The organism is Pedobacter sp. AC212 (genome assembly GCF_979258625.1).
Genome location: NZ_OZ409870.1, coordinates 717,413 through 733,943 on the forward strand (window position 1 = coordinate 717,413; position 16,531 = coordinate 733,943).

General features: G+C 36.9%; 18 protein-coding genes and 1 pseudogene. 13 read left to right on the forward strand and 6 right to left on the reverse strand.

Annotation, left to right across the window (positions count from 1 at the left end):
• On the forward strand, positions 1-384 hold the full coding sequence (locus tag ACZZZC_RS03055) for a hypothetical protein (RefSeq protein WP_463484786.1): 384 nt from the start codon (positions 1-3) through the stop codon (positions 382-384).
• A 6-nt stretch (positions 385-390) separates the two neighbouring features.
• Here the strand turns inward: ACZZZC_RS03055 and ACZZZC_RS03060 are convergent, their stop codons facing one another.
• The 4 genes from ACZZZC_RS03060 to ACZZZC_RS03075 form a co-directional block, all read right to left on the reverse strand.
• Positions 391-762, reverse strand: a complete 372-nt coding sequence (locus tag ACZZZC_RS03060) for a VOC family protein (RefSeq protein WP_463486597.1) — start codon at positions 760-762, stop codon at positions 391-393.
• Between the two features lie 200 nt (positions 763-962).
• The gene (locus ACZZZC_RS03065; RefSeq protein WP_463484788.1) at positions 963-2,630 is read right to left on the reverse strand and encodes a sodium/sugar symporter; all 1,668 of its coding nucleotides are present in this window, start codon (positions 2,628-2,630) and stop codon (positions 963-965) included.
• A gap of 114 nt (positions 2,631-2,744) precedes the next feature.
• Positions 2,745-4,076, reverse strand: coding sequence for a xylose isomerase (gene xylA / locus ACZZZC_RS03070; RefSeq protein ID WP_463484789.1), 1,332 nt, complete (start codon positions 4,074-4,076; stop codon positions 2,745-2,747).
• Between the two features lie 20 nt (positions 4,077-4,096).
• Complete coding sequence (locus ACZZZC_RS03075) at positions 4,097-5,575, reverse strand: xylulokinase (protein ID WP_463484790.1); 1,479 nt, start codon at positions 5,573-5,575, stop codon at positions 4,097-4,099.
• A gap of 227 nt (positions 5,576-5,802) precedes the next feature.
• On the opposite strand from ACZZZC_RS03075, the gene ACZZZC_RS03080 reads away from it, so the two are divergent.
• The 5 genes and pseudogenes from ACZZZC_RS03080 (at position 5,803) to ACZZZC_RS03100 (ending at position 8,339) form a co-directional block, all read left to right on the forward strand.
• Positions 5,803-6,138 (forward strand): tRNA-binding protein, encoded by a 336-nt coding sequence (locus ACZZZC_RS03080; RefSeq protein WP_463484791.1) that lies wholly within the window; start codon positions 5,803-5,805, stop codon positions 6,136-6,138.
• A gap of 159 nt (positions 6,139-6,297) precedes the next feature.
• A pseudogene (locus tag ACZZZC_RS03085) lies at positions 6,298-6,766 on the forward strand (nucleoside deaminase).
• Between the two features lie 179 nt (positions 6,767-6,945).
• Positions 6,946-7,554, forward strand: a complete 609-nt coding sequence (locus tag ACZZZC_RS03090) for a superoxide dismutase (RefSeq protein ID WP_463484793.1) — start codon at positions 6,946-6,948, stop codon at positions 7,552-7,554.
• A 96-nt stretch (positions 7,555-7,650) separates the two neighbouring features.
• Complete coding sequence (locus tag ACZZZC_RS03095; RefSeq protein ID WP_463484794.1) at positions 7,651-8,112, forward strand: hypothetical protein; 462 nt, start codon at positions 7,651-7,653, stop codon at positions 8,110-8,112.
• Between the two features lie 8 nt (positions 8,113-8,120).
• The gene (locus ACZZZC_RS03100; protein ID WP_463484795.1) at positions 8,121-8,339 is read left to right on the forward strand and encodes a hypothetical protein; all 219 of its coding nucleotides are present in this window, start codon (positions 8,121-8,123) and stop codon (positions 8,337-8,339) included.
• A 15-nt stretch (positions 8,340-8,354) separates the two neighbouring features.
• Here the strand turns inward: ACZZZC_RS03100 and ACZZZC_RS03105 are convergent, their stop codons facing one another.
• Positions 8,355-8,834: a hypothetical protein gene (locus ACZZZC_RS03105; protein WP_463484796.1), complete on the reverse strand. Its 480-nt coding sequence runs from the start codon at positions 8,832-8,834 to the stop codon at positions 8,355-8,357.
• A gap of 180 nt (positions 8,835-9,014) precedes the next feature.
• Between ACZZZC_RS03105 and ACZZZC_RS03110 the strand changes: the two genes are divergently transcribed.
• The 5 genes from ACZZZC_RS03110 (at position 9,015) to tsf (ending at position 12,427) form a co-directional block, all read left to right on the forward strand.
• Positions 9,015-9,296, forward strand: a complete 282-nt coding sequence (locus tag ACZZZC_RS03110; protein WP_463484797.1) for an ORF6N domain-containing protein — start codon at positions 9,015-9,017, stop codon at positions 9,294-9,296.
• 476 nt (positions 9,297-9,772) lie between these two features.
• Positions 9,773-10,216 carry a 50S ribosomal protein L13 gene (rplM, locus tag ACZZZC_RS03115; protein ID WP_010602007.1) on the forward strand — a complete coding sequence of 148 codons (444 nt, stop codon included), beginning with the start codon at positions 9,773-9,775 and terminating at the stop codon, positions 10,214-10,216.
• A 3-nt stretch (positions 10,217-10,219) separates the two neighbouring features.
• A complete protein-coding gene (rpsI, locus tag ACZZZC_RS03120) occupies positions 10,220-10,606 on the forward strand; it encodes a 30S ribosomal protein S9 (protein WP_055913282.1) in 387 nt (128 codons plus the stop codon).
• An 18-nt stretch (positions 10,607-10,624) separates the two neighbouring features.
• Positions 10,625-11,485 carry a 30S ribosomal protein S2 gene (gene rpsB, locus ACZZZC_RS03125; protein ID WP_056848141.1) on the forward strand — a complete coding sequence of 287 codons (861 nt, stop codon included), beginning with the start codon at positions 10,625-10,627 and terminating at the stop codon, positions 11,483-11,485.
• 96 nt (positions 11,486-11,581) lie between these two features.
• A complete protein-coding gene (gene tsf / locus ACZZZC_RS03130; RefSeq protein WP_463484798.1) occupies positions 11,582-12,427 on the forward strand; it encodes a translation elongation factor Ts in 846 nt (281 codons plus the stop codon).
• 77 nt (positions 12,428-12,504) lie between these two features.
• Here the strand turns inward: tsf and ACZZZC_RS03135 are convergent, their stop codons facing one another.
• Positions 12,505-14,538 carry an O-antigen ligase family protein gene (locus ACZZZC_RS03135; protein WP_463484799.1) on the reverse strand — a complete coding sequence of 678 codons (2,034 nt, stop codon included), beginning with the start codon at positions 14,536-14,538 and terminating at the stop codon, positions 12,505-12,507.
• 96 nt (positions 14,539-14,634) lie between these two features.
• On the opposite strand from ACZZZC_RS03135, the gene nagA reads away from it, so the two are divergent.
• Together nagA and pyrH are read left to right on the forward strand one after the other, a co-directional pair.
• Positions 14,635-15,759 carry an N-acetylglucosamine-6-phosphate deacetylase gene (nagA, locus tag ACZZZC_RS03140; RefSeq protein WP_463484800.1) on the forward strand — a complete coding sequence of 375 codons (1,125 nt, stop codon included), beginning with the start codon at positions 14,635-14,637 and terminating at the stop codon, positions 15,757-15,759.
• Positions 15,760-15,798: 39 nt separating this feature from the next.
• Entirely contained in the window at positions 15,799-16,503 is a 705-nt protein-coding gene (pyrH, locus tag ACZZZC_RS03145) for a UMP kinase (protein ID WP_265799678.1), read from the forward strand.
• The last annotated feature ends 28 nt before the right edge of the window (positions 16,504-16,531 follow it).

Sequence of the window (16,531 nt, forward strand, 5' to 3'; positions counted from 1 at the left end):
ATGAGATTATTTAAACAAGCATTTGTATTTGTTGTGCTCCTTGGCGTGGCGGTTACCGCTTGTAATAGAACAGAAAAGGCTGAGGGTGGAAAAAGTAAATTGAAGATTGTTAAAGGGCTCTATAGTTTTGGGCCTGAAATGAAATCCTTCACCCTTTGTGAAGATGGGAGAGAATATTGGGTTACAGATAGCGTTAAAAATTTAGAGCTCTCTTACAGCAACTTAGGTTTCGAAAAACCTTACGAGCCGGTATATGTGGAGCTGGAGGGATACATTGCAAAATCTGATACTTCAACAGTTTCTGCAGATTTCGATTCTACTTTGGTAGTTACTAAGGTGATTAAAATTAGTAAGGAAATTCCCGATGGCCCTTGTGGACAATAATTTATCCTAGTCAGGAACAGTAACCCACCATACATTTCCCCATTTATCTTCAAAGCCTGCACTTAAGCCATATTCTCTTCTGTCGGGTTCTTGTACTGATTTTGCTCCATAAGCGATCGCCTGCTCATAAAATGCAATTGCCCGTGGAGAAAAAATAAACATGCCGGCAGGGAATGATGGATAATTTTCATTCGCATTTGCGAACATGATTGTTCCCTTATCTATTACGGCTTCAGCATGCATCACCGTTCCATCTTCTCTTGGAACAATCAACCTGATATCTGCATCAAATACAACCTTCAAAAAGTTAATAAATCTTTCTGCATCCTTTACCAATAGGTAAGGCATAATTGGCTGATAATAATCTGGTGCTTTCATAGATAATAAATTTATTAGGGCGTTTTAACACGCTTTCCGCTATATCCCCGATGAAAAATCGGGGGATGCCGCTGCAATCGTTAACGCGAAACCCAAAGCGTTAATCGTTTACAAGCCAACATAAAGTTATCAATTTTCAATTAAACAAAAACGGCCTTCTGGTTTATCCAGAAGGCCGTTCTCAAATCAATACTTCACATCTACCAAAAGATAGAGTAAAGTGCTACTAATATTCCGCAAACCAGTAAAGATCCCACTGCAAATCCTGGATCAACCTTAAACATGCTGCTATCTATCTCTAAACCATTTGATTTATCGCCTTTTTTGTTTTCAATCATACTGATGGTAAACATCACTACAATACAGATTACAAATACAAAGCCCATTCTATCTAAGAAAGGAATTTCGTAAACCCCTTCTGCATTTGCTACAGAGAAACCAAAGTCATGCAAGAATGATAAATCCATCATTCCTGGTAAGAATTTTAATAATACTGATAAACCGAAACCGCCAATAGTAGCGAACAATGCTGCATTCGAGGTCGTTTTTTTCCAGAAGAAACCAAGAATAAACATGGCGAAAATACCAGGACTTACAAATCCTGTATATTCCTGAATAAACTCAAATCCACCTTTTTTATCAATACCCAGGAAAGGAGATATAGCAACTGCAATAGCCATTGCAATAATTACAACCATTCTTCCTGTTCTCACCAAAGTCTTTTCAGAAGCTTCTTTTTGAATGTGTTTCTTGAAAATATCTAATGTATAAATGGTAGATATACTATTAATTTTACCAGCCAATGAAGCCACAATTGCTGCGGTTAAAGCCGCAAATGATAATCCTTTTAAGCCTGTAGGTAAAATGTTAAGCAGTGTTGGATAGGCTCTATCCGGGCGAAGTTCGCCACCAGGCATCATCGAATTTACATCAATACCTGTTTTTTCTTGATACAACATATATACTGCAATACCTGGTAAAACAACTATTAAAGGCATCAACAACTTTAAAAATGCGGCAAATAATATACCCGCTCTGGCTGTTTTTAAATCGGCACCTAAAGCACGTTGAGTGATGTACTGATTACAACCCCAGTAGTTTAAGTTTACAATCCACATACCACCCAACAAAACGGTCATACCTGGTAAAGAAGCGTAATTGGCACTATCCTTTTTGAAAATCATGTGGAAGTGATCTGGTGCTTTTTCTCTTAAAAATGCTAAACCATCTAACACACCATCGCCACCGAAGTGATCACTCACCAGGTTTAATGCTAAATAAGTTGTAGCTAAACCACCAAAAATCAAAAATGCAACTTGGATAACGTCGGTATAACCGATTACCTTCATACCGCCTAAAGCGATTATAACGGCGAAGACTGCTAAACCTGTCATGCAATACCAGAAACCTATACCAGATATACTACTTACGGCCAATGCACCAAGATAGAGGATAGACGTTAAGTTTACTACCACATATAATAACAACCAAAACACCGCCATAATCATGGCAACGGTACCATTGTATCGCTGACTTAAGAATTGCGGCATGGTGTAAATCTTATTTTTAAGATATACCGGGATAAAAAATGTTGCTACAATAACCAGTGTTGCAGCAGCCATCCACTCGTAGGTAGAAATGGCCAATCCCATTTTAAATCCATCGCCACTCATGGCCACAAATTGCTCTGCACTAATGTTAGAGGCAATTAACGACGTTCCAATTGCCCACCACGTAAGCGATCCTTCCGCAAGGAAATAATCCTTACTGCTCATTTGAGCTTGCTTTTTACGGTGGTAAATCCAGAAACCATAAATTGCTACAAGCGCAAAATAGGCTAGAAAAATAATGTAATCTGTTACTTTCATTTAAGATAAGTTATTTGGTTTAGAAGGCTAAATGTAATAAAATCATAAATTAAATTTCAATTTATTTGATTTAAAAATGTTATTAAGACATTTATTATTTCTATTCGCAAGATTTTATATATATCTGTTGATTAAATTTTCTAGATATTCTTGTTTACCACTGCGTACTTCAGGCTCTCCATTTTCGGCAGCGTAGTTTCGTAAATCTTCTAAACTTAACTTCCCTTGTTCAAATTCAGCCCCTTTTCCGCTATCGAATGAAGCATAACGATCTGCTCTTACCTTTTTGTAATCTGATTTTTGAAGAATGGCATCTGCTGTAATTAATGCTCTGGCAAAAATATCCATTCCACCAACATGTGCATAAAACAAATCTTTTGCATCAGTAGAGTTACGACGGATTTTTGCGTCGAAATTCACGCCGCCACCTTGTAAACCGCCACCTTCTAAAATAACCAGCATCGATTCGGTTAATTCATTAATGTCATTCGGGAATTGATCCGTATCCCATCCATTTTGGTAATCGCCTCGATTGGCATCAATAGAACCCAATAACCCATTATCTACTGCAACCTGTAACTCATGCTGGAAAGTATGTCCAGCCAAAGTAGCATGGTTTACCTCCAGGTTTAATTTAAAATCTTTTAACAAATCATATTCCTGCAAAAAGCCTTTAACGGTTGCAGCGTCATAATCATATTGGTGTTTAGATGGCTCACATGGCTTAGGCTCGATGAAGAAAGTTCCTTTAAAACCTTGTTTGCGGGCATAATCTTTTGCAGTGTGTAAAAACTTAGCCAAATGTTCCTGCTCGCGTTTCATGTTGGTGTTAAGCAAGCTCATGTAGCCTTCTCTTCCACCCCAGAAAACATAGTTTTCGCCGCCGAGTGCAATTGTAGCATCTAAAGCTGCTTTAACTTGTGCAGCGCCATGCGCCAAAACATGAAAATCTGGATTGGTTGAAGCGCCGTTCATGTAGCGTTTGTGGCTAAACAAATTTGCTGTTCCCCATAATAATTTTACGCCGCTATCTGCTTGCTTTTGTTTTGCATATTCAACTAAAGCTTGCAGTCTACGTTCATTTTCCGCAACGTTGTCACCATAATCAACCACATCCACATCGTGAAAACAATAGTAAGGCAATTGCATTTTAGTGATAAACTCGAACGCTGCATCCATTTTGTCTTTAGCCCTTTCTACAGCGTCACTTTTTTCATCCCAAGGGAAAACATGTGTTGCACCACCGAATGGGTCAGCTCCATTTCCGTTGAACGAATGCCAGTAGGCACAGGCAAATTTGAAGTGCTCGTTCATGGTTTTGCCAGCCACAATTTTATTTGCGTCATACCATCTAAAGGCTAATGGATTATCGCTTTCTAATCCTTCGAACTGAATTTGATCGATGCCTTTGAAAAATTCTTTTGATCCTGTTACTACTTTTGTCATTGTGATCTTTTTATGTGATTCTACTTTAATGCTTTAATTAATATTTCTTTCCACTCCTGATAAATGGGTTCATATTTTTCCGAATTTTTTGGAGTTAAGGTTTTAATCACTTCATGTTGGGTGAAGGCTTCTTCTGCAGTTTTGAAAATCCCCGCACCAATGCCGGCTCCCAATGCCGCCCCAACACTTCCGTCGTTTTCATAAAGTTCTACGGCTACTCCGGTAACATCAACAAAGGTTTGTGCAAAAACATCGCTTAAAAAAAGGTTTGCCCGCCCTGCTCTAATTACTTTTGGAGTCATGCCGTTCTCTCGCATGATATCCAGACCATACCTGAAAGAAAAAGCGATACCTTCTTGAACTGCCCGAAAAATATCTGATAGATTGTGAGTATTCAAATCGATACCTAAGAGTTGGGCGCCAGTATATTTGTTGTTTAACATACGTTCAGCCCCGTTTCCGAAGGGTAAAACTTTCAAACCCTTACTCCCGATTGGTGCCTGACTGGCCAGATTGTTTAATTCCTGATAAGTTGATTTTGGCGCAAAAGTGTGTTTCGCCCAGCGGTACATGCTTCCTGTTCCATTAATACAAAGCAAAACACCTGTATTTTTTTCCGATAAAGAATAAGTTACATGGGCGAACGTATTTACACGGGATTGTTTATCATAGGTTAAGCTCTCGCTCACACCATAAATTACGCCTGATGTTCCGGCTGTTGCTGCTACTTCTCCAGGTTTTAGCACATTTAGCGAAAGCGCATTGTTTGGCTGATCTCCAGCTTTATAAGCTACAGGAATTCCGGGTGTTAGTCCTAGTAACCTTGCAATGCCTTCCTTTAAAAGGCCGTGAGAAGAAAAAAGTTGATTTACTTCTGGAATAATGCTGTCATCTAATCCATAACAATCGATCACATCTTTGGAAATTTCGTGTTTCTGAAAATCCCAAAAAATCCCCTCTGATAAAGCTGATATGCTAGTGGTTATATCTCCAGTTAATTTCATCGCAATGAAATCTCCTGGCAACATTATTTTATCAATTTTTTGATAAATATCAGGTTCGTTTTCTTTTACCCAGGCAAGTTTTGATGCGGTAAAATTTCCGGGCGAATTTAGCAAACTACTCAAAGCCTTTTCATGTCCGATTTTGTCAAAAGCTTTTTCGCCAATTTCAACTGCCCTGCTATCACACCAGATAATACTATCACGCAAAACATTTTGATCCCGGTCTACCACCACTAAACCATGCATTTGATAGGCAATGCCAATGGCTGCAATATTTTTAGGATCGAATAACTTGGTCGCATTTAGTTTTAAAATCGCTTGCTGCGTATTGTGCCACCAATCTAATGGAGATTGTTCAGCCCACCCGGGTTTAACCGATTTTATCTCTGTTTCTTGTTCAGGATATTGTGCTGTTGCCACACATTTTTGACTAGCCACTTCTACAACTGCAACTTTTATAGACGAAGTGCCAAGATCAATACCTAATAAATACATTTGTTTTGATTAAATTAATATCTGGTTATGCAAACGGTTGCATAAAGATAGTTGTTAAATTATAATTCGCAAATTATTTCCAAAAATCTACCCAAAACAACTCTAAAGTTCCGTGAAAAGGTTATCCACGGTCGATGCAACCGTTTGAATCTTGCTGTATTTTTTAACCGAAACTACATTATACAGTATTTATTAACTTAGCAGACTAAAGCAAAAAAACCAAACTTATGCAACAAATTACTTGGGATGATTTTGAAAAGGTCGATTTGAGAGTTGGAACGGTACTGGAAGCCCTTGAGTTTCCAGAAGCACGCAGGCCAGCCTATAAATTGAGAGTAGATTTTGGAGAACTCGGTATAAAAACCAGTAGTGCACAGATTACTAAACATTATACCTTAGATGAATTACCGGGAAGGCAAATTGTAGGAGTCATAAATTTTCCAAAGAAACAGATTGGCAAGTTTATGTCTGAATTTTTAGTAACGGGTTTCGCTGATGAAAATGGGGATATTGTTTTAACAGCTGTTGATAAAAAGGTTCCGAATGGTAGTAAACTGATTTAATGCTGCAATTATTTGCCCGCAGATTTAAGATGATAAACAACGCTGATTTTCGCAGATAGTTAATGCATATTGAGGTTTAACCAGATCTGCGATTCTTTTCTGTGAAATCTGCTGGGGAGTTGGCCTTAGATCAGCTAAACATTAAACTATATTTGCCGTATGAGTTTTTATAATTTCGAAGAAACCAACCCAGAAGCAGAAGATATTCACTACATGAAACTGGCTTTGGAGGAAGCTAAAAAGGCGTTGGCCGAAGATGAAATCCCTATTGGTGCGATTGTGGTGAGCAAGAACCGAATCGTTGGGCGAGGTTATAATTTAACCGAAAAGTTTAACGATGTAACTGCGCATGCGGAAATGCAAGCTTTTACTTTCGGCGGCTCAAACCCTGGGTGGCAAATACCTTCGAGATTGTACTTTATACGTTACCATCGAGCCTTGTGTAATGTGCGCTGGCGCAAGTTATTGGACCCAAATCAGCAGAATTGTATACGGAGCCCGGGAAGAAAAGCGTGGTTTCATTTCAAAGAATGCAAATTTACTGCATCCTAAAACTGAACTTAAAGGTGGCGTTTTGGCAGATGAAGCCGCAAATCTAATGAAGGATTTCTTTGTTAAAAAGCGATAGTTAAAATTTAGAGTTTAGTAAATTTGATAATCAGATAACTTTTGCAAAGCTTAAATCCTTCCAATTTCTTTGATCACGAATCGAAAGGAAACGATTTGATGATATTTACATGAACAAATCTTAACCTACTAATGTTATATTTGCTACAGAAACATTTTAAAATCTAAAAACATAATACTATGGCTTTTGAATTACCTGCGTTACCGTACGCAACCGACGCATTAGAACCGCATATTGATAAAACTACCATGGAAATTCACCATGATAAACATCATCAAGCTTATGTTACCAACTTAAATAAAGCTGTTGAAGGTAAACCTGAGGCAAGTTTAAGTATTGATGAAATTGTTAAAAACATTTCAAAATATCCTGCAGCAGTAAGAAACAATGGCGGTGGTCATTATAATCACTCATTGTTTTGGAAAGTTTTAGGTCCGAATAAAGGTGGGGAGCCAACTGGCGATTTAGCTAAAGCAATCAATGATACATTTGGTTCATTTGCTGAACTAAAAACTAAATTGCAAGATGCTGGTGCAACTCGTTTCGGTTCTGGTTGGGCTTGGTTATCAGTTGGTGCTGATAAAAAACTTCAAGTTTCTTCTACTCCAAATCAAGATAACCCTTTAATGGATGTTGCTGAAGTGAAAGGTACGCCAATTTTCGGCATCGATGTTTGGGAGCATGCTTATTATTTAAAATATCAAAACAAACGTCCTGATTATTTAGCGGCTATTTGGAATGCTGTTAACTGGGATGCTGTTGCTGAACTTTATAAAAAAGCTTTATAGGTTTTCACTTATGATAAATTTTGAAAGTCTCGATGGAAATCGAGACTTTCTTGTTTTAAGATAAATAAGTAACTTCGCCACTGTAAAATATTCAAAATGAAGAAGATTATATTTTTATTTTTTTTAGTGATTGGGGTGGTAGTTTTGGCAAATGCACAGCAGAATAAGATGCCAACACCAGATGAAATTGCGAAGAAAAATGTGGAGGATTTGGATAAAAGATTGAAGCTGAATGATACTCAAAAGAGTGTAATTTATCGCTTTACCTATAATCAGGCTAAGGAACAAGCCGATTTAATTAAAAGACAACAAGCGGGCAACTCCAGAGATGAGGATGTAGATAAATTTTATAAACTACAGAACGAAACTTCGAAAAATATCCGAAACGTGTTAAAAGGCGAACAGCAAACTGAATACGATAAAGTTATCGAAGAGCGCTTGAGCGGTAAAGCGAATAAAGATAAAAAGAAGAAAAAGAAAAAAGGCGAAGAAGAAGAGGTTGAAAGCGATATCAAAGGATTACTTTCTGCACCCCCGCTTGATCCACAAAAGCAATAAACAAAACCATGCCTGAAATTATAGTAGGCACAATTGTACTTGGGTTATTGTTGTCGCCACAATTGCTAGCCGGTTTTTTAGCCAAACGAACTGGCAGGAATTTCTGGTTTTGGTTTTCGATATCATTTTTAATCCCGATTATTTCATTGATTATCCTGATTTGTTTAGAGGATAAGAATCCGAATAGCGCTGGCTATAAATTAGCCGATCATGTGCGGAAGGATTAAAAAGAGTTCAAGGTTTTAGTGTTTATCGAATTGATACTCACCTTCATTCGGTAATATTAAATTAAGCTGCACTAAGTTTCCTTCTACAAAATATTTCACAATTTGCGGTAGATCCTTCACAAGCACGACATCTGCATGTCTAGCTTCCCAAACTTTCTTCTCTGTTTTGCCGGTAATTAATTTAGTAAACCAACCGTTTTTCTCAAGATGATACCAAGAAAAGGTTACGAGCAGGTTTAAATTTTCCTCATGCAGTTTCCTTTCGTCTATATAATTGGAAGAAACATTAAGGTTTCGCATATTAACCTCATCGGATATATCCAAATACCAATAATCTTCATAATTGATATGCTCATCGCTGCGGTAGGCGTGATAATAACTCTTCCATTCTTGTAGCCAATCAATGTTTTTGCAAAAATTTTGTACATCAAAACTACTACGGTTTAGCAGTTCAGTTTTCTTGCTTAATGAAGATAGAAATTCGATGTTGAACATAAGTTATAGTGTAAGATGTTTTTTAGATGCACCAATGTAAAGAAGAATTTCTAATTTTTTGTTTTCCATTAGGATTTTCAAGCAAAGTAAGAGCATAGATAATTTTAGTTTTTTTACGGCTGCACATTGCTCTCTTAAAACCAAATCGATTTGTATATTCAATTTAATTCCAATATTGATATGACAGTTAAACAAATGCTTTCTATCATCCCTGAAGATATTTTACTAAACAAAATTTATGAAATACGTAGGCATAAATTGATGCTCGATAGTGATTTGGCAGAACTCTATGGAGTTGAAACGAAAGTCTTAAATCAAAGTATTCGTAGAAATATAGAACGATTTCCTGAAAATTTTATGTTTCAACTTACCGAAAGCGAATGGCAATCTTTGAGGTCACAATTTGTGACCTCAAAGATTGGAAGAGGGGGAAGAACCTATTTGCCAAATGTTTTTACTTGAACTAATCAAAAAGAAAGAACAGCTTATAAAATAAACTGGTGATAAGCCTGATGATTTTGTAGATATTGGCAAGTTCACATTAATAGGATTGCAAGCCAAAGTTCTACAAACCCGATTGCAGTGTAAATCCTTTTTTGTTGAACTGAACAAATGAGATTGCTTCATCGTTCCTCCTCGCAATGACGGAAATTTGAAAGGCTATCGAATTAACAAAAAAGATTGCAAACAAAAGGCGGGACGAAGCGAACAAAAGAGCTACTGTTATTGCTTTCCAAATCACTAAAAAACACCCCGCCTTTCAGGTACCCCTCTAAAATAGGGGAATTATCCCTTGTGGCGTTTAGACTTTCAACCTTTAACTTATAACATTCAACTTTTTTCTCTTCAACTATTTGATAATAAAAGTTTTCTATCTATCTTTGCAGTCCCAAATTTAATGGGAATAATAAATTGTTTAATAAATTAAATACAAGCAAGTGAATACGTTAAGTTACAAAACTGTCTCTGCCAATGCGAAAACTGTTAACAAACAGTGGATTGTTGTTGATGCACAAGGCGAGATTTTGGGGCGCTTGTCATCGAAGATCGCTATGATCATCCGTGGTAAAAACAAGCCTGAGTACACCCCACACGTAGACTGCGGAGATAATGTTATTGTTATCAATGCAGACAAGGTTAAATTGACAGGAAACAAATTCAGCGAAAAGCAATATGTTTCTTATACTGGTTATCCAGGTGGTCAGCGTTTTATTTCTCCTAAGGAGTTAATGGCGAAACACCCTCAACGTGTAATCGAGAAAGCGGTACGTGGTATGTTACCGAAAACTAAATTGGGTAAAAAACTTTACACCAATCTTTTTGTGTATGCTGGTGAAACTCACCCTCATGCAGCTCAATCTCCAAAAACCATTAAACTTTAAGAAATGTCAGTTACTAACACTTCAGGAAGAAGAAAAACAGCTGTTGCACGCATCTACTTAAAAGATGGTGCTGGAGCAATTACCGTTAACGGTAAAGATCACAAAGTTTATTTCCCAACTTTACCTTTGCAATATATCGTAAACCAAAGTTTAGAAGTTTCTGAGCTTACTGGCCGTTACGATATCACTGTAAATGTTCAAGGTGGTGGAGTAAAAGGACAAGCAGAAGCTGTTCGTTTAGCTATTGCTAAAGCGATTGTTGAACTAGATGCGGAGAAAAAACCTGCATTACGTGCTAAAGGCCTAATGACGCGTGATATGCGTATGGTTGAGCGTAAAAAACCAGGACGTGCTAAAGCTCGTAAGAAATTCCAATTCAGTAAACGTTAATCACAGGAGGCAAGAACAATGGCAAGAACAACTTATCAAGACTTATTGGATGCAGGTGTACACTTTGGTCACCTTACCCGTAAATGGAATCCAAAAATGGCTCCTTACATTTTCATGGAGCGTAATGGAATTCACATTATAGATTTAAATAAAACTTTAACTAAAACTGAAGAAGCTGCGGCTGCAATTAAACAAATCGTAAAATCAGGACGTAAAGTATTATTTGTTTCAACAAAAAAACAAGCAAAGGGAATCGTAGCTGAGCAAGCTAAAAAAGTAAACATGCCTTTCGTAACCGAGCGTTGGTTAGGTGGTATGTTAACTAACTTCGCTACCGTGCGTAAGTCAATTAAAAAGATGGTTACCATCGATAAAATGACTAAAGATGGTACTTATTCGATACTTTCTAAAAAAGAGCGTTTGATGATTCAACGTGAGCGTATTAAATTAGAATCACTTTTAGGTGGTATTGCTGATTTAAACCGTTTACCTGCAGCTTTATTCTTAATTGATGTTAAGAAAGAACACATTGCAGTAACTGAAGCATTGAAATTAAACATCCCAACTTTTGCGATGGTTGATACAAACTCTGATCCTTCTAACATCGATTTCCCTATTCCAGCGAATGATGATGCTACGAAATCAATCTCTTTAATTACTGATGTAATTATCAAAGCTATTGAAGAAGGTTTAGATGAGCGCAAACGCGAAAAAGATGATGAAGCTGAAAAAGAAGCAGTAGCAGCGAAAGTTGCAGCTGATGCTCCTGAAGCAAAAGAGCCTAGAGCAGCTGGTGAAAAAAGACCAACTACTAAAAAGGTAACTGCTGAAGCAGAAACTGAAGCGCCTTCATCAGAAGAAACTAAAACAGAAGAATAATTAAGTTATAAGTTATAGGTTATAAGTTGTAGGTATATCCCGCAACCTGTAACCTGTAACTTTTAACATTTTAAGGAACTTATAAAATTTTTAAACATGTCTACAGTACAAATTACTGCCGCTGATGTAAATAAACTACGCCAACAAACTGGCGCTGGTATGATGGATTGCAAAAAAGCTTTAGTAGAAGCTAATGGCGATTTCGAAGCAGCTGTTGATTTATTGCGTAAAAAAGGTCAAAAAGTATCTGCCGCTCGTTCTGGTAATGCTACATCTGAAGGTTTGGTATCAATCGCTGTTTCAGCAGATGGTACAAATGGTAAATTAGTTGCTTTGGCTTGCGAAACTGAACCAGTTTCTAAAGTTGAGGATTTCCGTAATCTTGCTCAGGCTGTTTTAGCTGCTGCAGTTGATAACAATCCTGCTACTGCAGAAGAGTTAGAAGCAATTAAATTAGAAGACGGACGTACAGTTGCAGAAACTATAACCGAACTTACTGGTAAAATTGGCGAGAAAATCGTTATCCAAGAGTATGCAAATGTAACAGGCGAGAAAATCGTTTCTTATATTCACTCTAACGGTAAAATGGGTGTTTTGGTAGTATTCCAAGGTGCTAATGGTGTTGACATCACTGACGCTGGTAAAGATGTTGCAATGCAAATTGCTGCAATGAGTCCGGTTGCAGTTGATAAAGACGGTGTTGATCCTGCTACTATTGAGCGTGAAATCGAAATTGCTAAAGACGTAATTCGTCAAGAAGGTAAACCAGAAGAAATGGTTGAGAAAATCGCTGCTGGTAAATTGAACAAATTCTACAAAGACAGTACTTTATTAAACCAAGAGTTTGTTAAAGACGGTTCAATGGATGTTCGTAAATTCTTAGACAATACGGCTAAAGGATTAACTGTAACAGCTTTCAAAAGAGTACAATTAGGAGCTTAATTTAAGCTTTTCAAATATTTAAAAAGTCCCGATGAAAATCGGGACTTTTTTTTGGCTTTAATTTTAGCTATTTAAAATTAAGGTAAGAAACGTTTTAACTCGACCATGGTCGTATCTGCCGGATATTTCTTAAGTCCATCACCTACTATTTTTGATAGCTTTGCTTTGTCGAAATCGCTGTAGTAGAGTGCTTGAGTGTAATAAGAATAAGATTGTTGATCTTGTCTATAACTATCGTAGGTTTTAAATAATTTCTCAACCTCTCTATTATCTTTATGTACCATAGCTAAGTAGGCAGCCATTCGAAAATAATAATATTGCCTAGGTTTAGCATAAAAAGCCTTTTTTCCATATTTGTACGCACTATCTAGTTTTTTCTCTTCTAGATAGATATTGCATTTTAAATAGTCGTCATAAATAATGTGCGGACTTTGTTTGTGTACGCTATCTAACAATTTGATAGCTTCTGCATAACGTTTTTCTTTGTGCAGATACCTGGCTTTTTTATATCCAATCGTTTCAGAATTTTCACCAATGTTTGGTATAGATGGAAACATGTTTTTTACTTCCTCAAACTTAAGCTTAGGTAATGCAGTTGGAATATTATCTATTGCGGCAAAATCATTGTCTGTTATGTATTGAGCTTTGGAGGATGTATACACCATGGCATTAACATAAACAGCCCCAGCACAAACCGTCAACATTATAATTGAAAAGCCTTTCACCCATCCGAAGCTGGCGGGAAGATCTTTCGCTGGCTTTAAACTCATCCAGTTTGTTAAAAGAATAGCTAATGCTAAGGCAAAAAGGAGTTGGATATTAGGTCTTTCTCCTGGGAAGTTGAAAAAGGCATCTACAAAATATCCTGTTAAGGCAGCAAAAGCGATCGAGGCAACTATTTTTGTATTTAAACTAGAATTACTATTTCGAATAGTTTTAATAGTTAACAATAGCGCCAAGGCAAAAATTGAGATAAACAATAAGGAGTTCGGTATCCCCGTTTCTCCAGCAATCTCAATGAAATCGTTATGCGGATGTTTGGAAAATATGTTGTCGTTAAGTAAGGTGCTAGTGTACAGAGGAGCGTAAATTTTCCAATTGCCATAACCTACACCAAGAATTGGGCTTTTTTTGATCAGTTCCAAACTTCCTTTCCAATAGGCTAACCTAATGTTTGAGTTTTCTGAAGTTTGATCAGCAATACCGCTTAATCTTGAAGCTACTGTACCATAAGTATTAGACTTGTTTTTTGTAGCATTCATCAAACTTTTTTGGCTGATAAAAAATGGAAGTACAAATGCCACAACAATAAATGCAAAGCGAACTAGAAACTGCTTTAATTGCTTTTCTTTCCAGTATAGATAAGCAAGTGTGCTTATTAAAATGATTAGGCTCAAAAATATACCTAGAAAAGCGCTTCTGGCATTAATTAAAAATAGAGAGAAAAAACATAGGCTTAGCCCAATAATCGAGAAGAATTTTAGAAATCCTTCCCTGGTAAAAATGCAATAAATTATAAAGGGGATTTTAATTACAAATGCTGCGGCGAATATATTTTTATTCCCACTGGTGCCTTGCAAATTATAAATAAGGGTGTCGATAGGTATTTTTCCAACTTCCCTATAAAACTGAGTTACCGTTTCAAATGCTTGAAAAGCTGCAATAAGGGTAATGATTAATGCAATGTTTTTAAGTATTTGTAATCGCTTCATTAGCAATATGCCAATAACTAAAAAGCATAAAATGGAAGTGAATAATCTACTGTAAACAACAATTCCTTCTACTGGGTTGATGGCAACAAACAACGAAATTCCTGCAATAGCAAAAAAAATCAGGTATAGGATGGATATGCCGTTGCGCAAATAAGTAGCTAGAGATATGGTGTCGATTAAAGATTTATTACTAAAAATATAGAGAAGAGAAACCCCGTTTAGAATGGAAAGAAGTAACCAATGAATACCCATTTGATCTTGAATTTGCAGCTTGGGGGTACATTCTACCAACAAATAAAGGGAGATGATAATAGTGATAACCAGGTTTGTAGCATCTGGTGTTTGATCATCTACTACTCTTGTTGGATTTAAGGCTTTTTTCTTTTCCCTTTTACTCATGTTTTGATAATTAATTTAGAAATTTACGAAATCTAAGAATAAACTCTTAACAAAACTCAAATTCTGGTTTTTACCATATGATTTTTAATTCAAAGTATGATAGCAGTAACTAATAGTTGTTATTTCGATAGCGATAATAAGGTTTCAGGTGAAACTATATTTATAGAGGATGGAAAGATTTTAGAAATTTCCACCAGTGGAGTTCCAAATGGATGCCAGATATTGGATGCAAATGGAGCCTATGTTGTTCCTGCCTTTATCGAATTACAAATTTATGGGAGTGGAGGTAATTTGTTTTCAGCATTTCCTACAGCAGAAACTTTAGCACAAATGGATGCTGATTTAATCAGCAAGGGAACTACAAATTTTTTAGCTTGCGTGGCCACCAATTCTCCAGAAATTGTTCATCAAGCAATTGAGGCTGCAAAGGCGTATCGCCCAATGGCAAAAGGCTTTATGGGGTTGCATTTAGAGGGCCCATATTTAAATGCGAAACGAAGAGGCGCACATATTGCCGAATTCATAAAAAAAGCAACTTTTGAAGAGGTTAAGGCATTACTTGAGCATGCAGATGGTGTTGTAAAAATGACAACTATCGCACCAGAATTACAAGATGATGATGTGATTCAGCTATTACTAGATCATCATGTGGTACTATCTATGGGCCATAGCGATGCAAATTTTGAACAAGCAACTGAGGCTTATAATAAAGGCATAACTACTACCACTCACTTGTTTAATGCAATGCCATCAATTCATCATAGAGCGCCAAATTTGCCAACTGCTTTATTTAATCACCCCACAGCAATGGCAAGTATCATTGCAGATGGTAGCCATGTAGATTTTGAGGTGATTAAAATGAGCCATAAAATAATGCAAAATCGTTTGTTTCTAATCACCGATGCAGTTACAGCTTGCAATATTGGTCCGTACCAACACCAGTTGCAGGGCGATAAATTTATCACGCCTGATGGTACATTATCGGGCTCAAACATTACGTTGTTACAAGCGGTACAGAATTGCGTAAACCATTGCGATATTAAATTGCCCGAAGCCTTGAGGATGGCAAGTCTATATCCTGCGAGAGTTATGGGTTTACAGAATTATATTGGCAAAATTGAAGTCGGTTACACGGCAAATCTTATCATTTTAGATGAGTTGCTTCAGGTTAAGGAAATTTTATTTCAAGGAGAGAAAGTTAATTTCACGTTTCAACATTAATACTTTCCAACATTAAAACATTTACCTATTTTTGAGGTCATGAAGTACAAACGCATCCTACTAAAGCTCAGCGGCGAATCGCTAATGGGCGAAAAACAATACGGTATTGACAATGAGCGTGTTAAACAATATGCTGAAGACATAAAAGCAGTACACGATAAAGGTTTAGAAATTGCAATCGTAATTGGAGGTGGGAATATTTTTAGAGGTTTAAGTGCTGAAAAAAGCGGAATGGACAGAGCCCAAGCAGATTATATGGGCATGCTGGCTACAGTAATTAACTCTATGGCATTGCAAGATGCGTTAGAGAAAGTGGGCATCAAAACGCGTTTGCTTACTGCAATTAAAATGGAACAAATTTGTGAGCCATTTATTCGCCGTAGAGCGGTGCGCCACTTGGAAAAAGGTAGGGTGGTTATTTTTGGAGCCGGAACAGGAAATCCATACTTCACTACTGATTCTGCTGCTGCGTTAAGGGCAATTGAAATTAAAGCAGACGCAGTTCTAAAAGGAACACGAGTTGACGGAATTTACACTGCAGATCCTGAAAAAGATCCTTTAGCGACTAAATACGATGAAATATCGTTTAAAGAAGTATATGCAAAAGGGTTAAATGTAATGGATATGACTGCCTTTACTTTATGTGAAGAAAACCAGGTTCCTATTATTGTGTTTGATATGAATAAACACGGTAATTTCATGAAAATTGCTAATGGAGAACCCATTGGTACTTTGGTGAAATAAAGCTTAAATTATTATTTTTGTAGAAATA